The sequence below is a fragment of the Belnapia sp. genome, assembly GCF_059504005.1.
Window position 1 is genome coordinate 21851 of the sequence record NZ_JCACHU010000133.1, and the last position, 6001, is coordinate 27851.

At 65.7% G+C, this 6001-nt stretch carries 4 protein-coding genes; 1 reads left to right on the top strand and 3 read right to left on the bottom strand.

Translation table 11 applies throughout. From position 1 onward, the window contains the following. Positions 1-2: 2 nt before the first annotated feature. From AC5JJ1_RS17790 to AC5JJ1_RS17800, 3 genes are all read right to left on the bottom strand, one after another. The gene (locus tag AC5JJ1_RS17790) at positions 3-2579 is read right to left on the bottom strand and encodes a TIGR03016 family PEP-CTERM system-associated outer membrane protein (RefSeq protein WP_495786446.1); all 2577 of its coding nucleotides are present in this window, start codon (positions 2577-2579) and stop codon (positions 3-5) included. Positions 2580-2788: 209 nt separating this feature from the next. Beyond that, a complete protein-coding gene (locus tag AC5JJ1_RS17795; RefSeq protein WP_495786447.1) occupies positions 2789-4306 on the bottom strand; it encodes an XrtA system polysaccharide chain length determinant in 1518 nt (505 codons plus the stop codon). A 4-nt stretch (positions 4307-4310) separates the two neighbouring features. Continuing rightward, complete coding sequence (locus AC5JJ1_RS17800) at positions 4311-4937, bottom strand: XrtA/PEP-CTERM system exopolysaccharide export protein (protein ID WP_495786448.1); 627 nt, start codon at positions 4935-4937, stop codon at positions 4311-4313. Between the two features lie 392 nt (positions 4938-5329). Here AC5JJ1_RS17800 and AC5JJ1_RS17805 point away from each other — a divergent pair, with 392 nt between their 5' ends. After that, positions 5330-5989: an ISAzo13-like element transposase-related protein gene (locus AC5JJ1_RS17805; RefSeq protein WP_495786449.1), complete on the top strand. Its 660-nt coding sequence runs from the start codon at positions 5330-5332 to the stop codon at positions 5987-5989. The last annotated feature ends 12 nt before the right edge of the window (positions 5990-6001 follow it).

Consider the following 6001-nt stretch of genomic DNA (forward strand, 5'->3'; position numbering starts at 1 on the left):
GGCTAGAGGCTCACCTGCAGACCGACCAGGAAGAGATTTTGCAGGCTGTTGCCCGTCGCATCATAGGCACTGCGGTTGGTCAGGCGATACAAGGCCGTGCCGATGAGGCGCTCGGTGAACCGATAGCGAAGCGTCGCCTGCGCGGTGACCACAGTGCCATCCCCACCGGGGAAGTCGGAGAAAGTCCGGCCATATTGCAGATAGCCTGCAACCTGGGTGCGTGGCGACACCTCACGTGACCAGCCGGCGCTCACCGATGGACCGCGCTGCCCGAAGACTTGCGTGCCGGGAGCCGCAGCAACCGGGATTAGCTGCTGGTACCCGACGCCCAGGGTGACGGTATCACGCGGCCAGTTTTGACTGACCAAAGCATTCAGTCTGCGTGACCGAAACACTCCGCTCTGGGTTGCCAGAAAGCTGTCGGCATAGCTCACCGGCGCGCCGGTGGTTTGGTCGACCGGGTTGCCGAGCGCGTCGAGCGTGGTGGTGGCCAGAAGATCCTGCGTCCGGATCAGCGCGGTGCTGAGGGCTTCGACATAGGTGGTGTAGAGGGTCGTCCGTGTCCCCAGCGGGACAACGGCATTGACATAGGCGGCCGGGTAGCCGCTGCGCTCGCCGTATTTGGCGATGACATAGGTGTCCGGCGTTGGCGCGAACCGCAGGCCCGCCGACCAAACCGGCCCGACATAGCGGAAGCGCGGTGTCGTGGCGAATTCCTCGTCCTGGTAGCCGATCTCGGCCAGGACGGCGACGCTGCGCAGCACCGCGTAGCGCGCCTCAACCGTGCCGATGGTGCGGTGGGCGCCATCATAGATGCTGGTGCCCGTAAAGACAGTGCCGCTCGCCCGCGCCTCCAGCGCGAAGCGGCCAAAATCCTCCCCAGTCCGCGCGACGAGGTAGCCCTGCTGCGCGGTGTAGCTCTGCGGCTGAAAGAAGGGCTGGGACTGTCCCGGCAGGGTGTTGGTGGAGCCGCTCTGCGAGCCGAACAGGAAGGCGTAGCCGAGTGACACGGTCGCCAGCCCGCCGAAGCGATGAACCAGATAGGGGGAGATTTGGCCACTATAGGTCTGCGCGCTGTCGCTGCGGGTGGTGACCGGCGCCGTGCCGCTGGCGCCGAAGGTGCCAGAGGGTGCGAAGGTCGCGGCCGTCGCCCGCACGTCAAGGAACAGCGTCTGTGGCAGGAGCGCCGCGACAGCCTGGCCATTCAACCGATGGTCCACCCGGTTCTGATCGGAATCCGGGACATAGAATTGGATGACCGGCGCGTAGTTCAGCGTACCCCGAAGGGCGAGCGTGTCGGTGCTGGCGAACAGTGCCGGGGTGATGATGGTGCCGAATTCAGACCGGCGGTCGGTGCCGGTTTGATTGATGTTGTCCGTAGCGAGCAGGTTGAAGCCCAGGCTCGGGGCCAGCACATGTTTGCGGCCAGCAGTGGCAGCGGGCGGAACAGCCGCACCGAAAAGTGTAGAGCCTGGCGTGCCGGTCACCCCGCCGGGCAAGAGCCCGGAAGCCAAGCCGCCTTCACCCACCGCGGCTCCCTCGGTCGTCCGCTGGAAGAGGCGACCCTGCTGCAATCGATCCGTAACGTTGGAAGGGGCCAGCGGAAAGGCAGGAAAAGGCGAGGGGGCGGTGTCGGAGTCTGCTGCTGCCGCAGGAGCCGCCGAGGATGTGGCTGAAGCGGCTGCCCCTGCGGGTTCCGCCGACAGAGTCTGGGCCACCGCCGGCCAAACGGAGGCTGCGGCCCACAGCGCGGTCGCCGCCAGTAGGCAGGCCATGGCGCGTGGGGGTGAACTGCCCCGAACATGGCCGTGGGGAGGCGTATAAGCCCCGAAGGTGTCATTGCCGCTCAGCCGCACCTTGTTCAGCACGAGCTGCAGCGTCTGGCAGGCATCGACCATGTCGAGCGCGGCCTCGACCTCGCTACGCGCGGTTCGCTCGGCCTCAACCACCATCAAAACCTGCCCCGCGATGGAGGCGAGGGTGGCCGAGTCGCTGCTCGCCAGGCAAGGTTGGGCATCCACGATCAGGATGTGCTCGGGCAGCGCCGCGGCCATGCGCTCCACGGCCGCGGCGAGGGTAGCGATGGCCGGTACAGTCGCCGCGGCGCTGGACTGAGGCTGCGCTCCAAAGGGCAGGATCAGGAGCTGAGACACCTCGGTGTCGACCAAGGCCACCCTGGGTGGCTGACGCAGGTTGGTGGCCAGCGCCCGAAGACCGGGTTGGTCGCTGAGGCTCAACAGGTCGCTCAGACCACCCGCCTTACCATCGGCATCAATCAGGACAACCGGCACCGCGCCACTGGCCGCAAGACTCACGGCGATGTTGAGCGCACAATAAGTTTTGCCCTCGCCCGGGCGGGCGCTGGTGACCAGAACGACCCGGCTGTTCCGGCTATTGCCGTCCTCGGCCGCGATCGCGGCGCGCATTGTGCGCAGCACCTGGTGTTGCACGATGGTGATCTCCTCGGAGATCCGGCTGCGCGAATATCCTGGCAGCGCGGCCAGCCCGGCCCGCCGCAGCGCCGGCAGATCGACCTTGGGCCGTGGGGCCGCCACCGCGGGCGGCGTCTGGTCCGGCACGGCCTGGTCAGGGCTAGGCCCGGTCAGCGGCGCCGTTCCGTCCCCGATGGGCGCGATGCTCGGCGTGACGCGCTCAACGACGGGTCGCGGTGGTGCTATGCGGCTGAGCGGTTCCGGTCGCGCCGGCTCGGGCGCGGCGCGCAAACCAACGAGGCCACCCATGGCTTCGACGGCACGCTCAACTAAGTGGGGCGTCGGGGGCGGAGGGCTCATGCAAGGACCACTCCGGCGAGAAGTGCGGGCCCGATGAGCACCGCTCCAAAGACAGTGAGTAGAAGAAGACAGGCGACACTGAACATCACGACCGAGCGCATGCGCTCAGCGGGGTGACGGCGCTGCGCCGAAATGCCGCCCAGCACCGGCAGTCCGATCCGGCGCAGGTCCTGAATGGAGTAGAAGCTGCTGTCGACCTGCACGAGCAGGAAACCGAAAGCCCCACCTGCCCCAAAGCCGAGCAGCAGCACAACCGCATTGAACAGCCGACGGCTTGGCCCCGAGGGCACCGTTGGCAGGGACGGCGGATCCACGACCTCAAGCTGCACCCGGTCCGAGCCGGTGCGCGCCGCATCGGCAATCCGTACCGACTCTCGGCGCGTGAGCAGCTCCTCAAGGTTCCGCCGCAGCACGGTGTAATCGCGGTCGAGGTTCAGGAATTGTGCTTGCACTTCCGGCTCGCCGCGCAGGGCCGCTTCCAGGCGCTCCACCTCGGACTCGCTGTCCTGCAGCTGCCGCTCGAGGGACGCGACCTGGGAGTCCGCATCTACCAGCCGGACCTTCAGCTGCTCATACAAGGGGTTGGTACCGGTCCGCACCCCGGGAGCACGCCGTGGCGCCGCCCCACCACCATTGGCCCGCAGATCGGCAAGCAGGGCCCGGGCGGTGGCAACATCGGGATGCTGCTCCGTATAGCGCAGGCGCAGCTCACGCAGCTGCCGCTCCGCCTCGGCCAGGCGGCTTCCGCCGCCCTCAAACGCCGCGGCCGCCTCGGCGGACAGGGTCGGCGGTTGCGCGTCCAGCTGCTGACGCGTCAGATCGCGGCGCTTGCGTGCATCTTGCAGCTCACCCTGGAGTTGGCGCACCCGAACCCGGCCGGCCTCGAGCCGCGAGGCGCCACCGGTTTCCGACGGCAGGAGATCGATGTACTGCGCCCGAAAAGTGGCGCGCCGCTGCTCCGCCTCGCGCATCCGCCCTTCGTAGAGCGCGATCTGCTCTTCGAGAAACTGGCGAGCTTTGAAGTACTGCTCGCGGTCGGTGGCGGTGGCCGCCTCGACGAAGATCTGGACAGCTTTGCTCACCACTTCAAACGCCACCTCCGGATCCCGGTCGCGGTATTCAACGCTGAAGAGGTTCCGGGCATAGCTCGTCAGGCGAATGTCACGCCCCAAGCGCTGCACCAGGGCTTCGCGCTCGGCGCCGCTGTCGATGCGCTCGCGTAGCCTGGTGCGATCAACGATCAGCTCGAGATTGGGGCGGCTGAGCAACGTGCGCTGCAGGGTTTCCACCTGGCTGGCCGGCGAGCTGTCGAGCGCGATCCCGCGGAGCAAGGAGCCGAGCACCGCATCGGCATCGGCGAAAATCCGGGCGCGGGACTGGTACTGATTGGGCAGAGCGTAGACAACGCCCCAGCCAACGAGGCAGACCAGCCACGTCGCCGCCAGAGCCCACCAGCGCTTACGCCATCCCGCTGCGGCGTAACGTCGGATCTGTCCCAGGATTGGCACTTGCATGGCACTAGAACCAGCTGCTGGGAATTACCAGGGTATCGCCTGGCCGCAGCAACACGTCCTGAGACACGTCCCCGTCTCGCAGCAGATCGGATAGACGGACCCGGATCGTCTCAACCGGCTGGCCGGCCGGGCCACGGCGGATAATCTCGGCGCGGTTGCCGGCGGCGTAGCGGGTCAGGCCTTTTGCCTCGATCATGACATCGAGCACGCTCATACCATCCCGGTACGGCATGCTCATGGGCTGGGCTGCTTCACCAATCACGCGGATCTGCTGGTTCGGTTGGCCAACGAAAGATTTTACCATCACCGTAACCGCCGGTTCGAGGACGTAGCGCTTCAGCCGCTCCTCAATCTCGCGCGCGAGCTGGATGGGTGTTCGGCCGGCGGCTTGAATTTCCGGCACGAGGGGGGTCGACAACCGACCGTCCGGGCGCACGGTCAACTCAGTAGAACTGAGCTCCGGAGACCGGAACACAAACACGCTCAAAGTGTCTCCAGGTCCGATCAAGTACTCGGAATTGTTGTTTTTTAATGGAACGGCAGTTGCATCGGACGGCACCGAAGGCCGAGCGCAGCTAGCTGTCATGAGCATTAGGCAGAGGACGGCGGCGGTCAGGTGGCCGTTTCGCATCCCGGTCCAGGCAGGCCAACAAATCACGGGTCAATGCCCTTTTTAGTTTCCAGAAGGCATGCCTGCGGGTGGCCCCGGCTAAGACTCCCACAACTTGCCGTTCGTTCTGTACAACGAAAAGCGTCCTATGGGAAGTATAAATTTTGCGTCCATCGTTCTGCACTAGTGCTTGTCTCGCCCAATGAGCGTTGCTCCGAATTTTAGTCATTCTGTTCCTTTTGGTGCCCGATTCGATCAGCTGAAGAACGGCGAAGCGCGTAATTGCGCGGCTGCTAAGCCGGTGCGCTGCCCTCTTCAGACTAGGGGCACGGCACGCAATAATTTTCCCAGGTTTACCGGGCAGGTGCGGTAGAATCGGCATCGCGTCCCACGACCTTGGCGCGGAGGTGATCATGGCTGCCTCTGTTCTACATCAGTGCGGCTGCGCTGCCTGTCGCTCACGCCAGCCCCATCCCGATCAGCTGCTGCATCGGCAGATCAACCTGCTGATCAGCCGCCTGGATGAGCAGCAGCGTCGCTGGTTTGCCGCCGTTGAGGCCACCCGCCAAGGTCACGGCGGAGTGCAACGGCTTGCCGAGATCACGGGGCTGGACCGGCACACCATCGCGCGTGGCCAGCGCGAACTGGCCTCTGGCCTGGCGGACCGTACACCGGAGCGCATTCGACGCCAAGGCGCCGGGCGCCCGGCACGTGAAAGGCAGGATGCTGGGCTCACCACGGCACTGGAAAACCTGCTGGAGCCTGAGACAGCCGGTGATCCCATGGGGAAGCGCACCAAAGGCAAGCGCCGCTCGCTGCGACAACTCAGCGAAGCGCTAAGCGCTGCAGGCCACCCGGCGAGCCGACCAACAGTGGCCCGGCTGCTGCGTGAGCTCGGCTACTCGCCGAAGGCCAATACCAGATGCGGTGAGACGCGCAGCGCGCCTGAACGCAATGCGCAGTTTGAGCACATCGCTGAAGAGCGCCGACGGTTCGAGGCTGCGGGCGCACCGGTCATCAGCGTTGATTCGAAAAAAACTAGGTTGGCAAAGTTTGCTGCTGCACGGCGTTGATTGAGGGATCCT

What these genes read in the sequence shown, in the direction of transcription:
- AC5JJ1_RS17795 (WP_495786447.1), bottom strand. Translation starts at nt 4,306, where the DNA reads ATGCAAGTGCCAATCCTGGGACAGATCCGACGTTACGCCGCAGCGGGA.
- AC5JJ1_RS17800 (WP_495786448.1), bottom strand. Translation starts at nt 4,937, where the DNA reads ATGCGAAACGGCCACCTGACCGCCGCCGTCCTCTGCCTAATGCTCATG.
- AC5JJ1_RS17805 (WP_495786449.1), top strand. Translation starts at nt 5,330, where the DNA reads ATGGCTGCCTCTGTTCTACATCAGTGCGGCTGCGCTGCCTGTCGCTCA.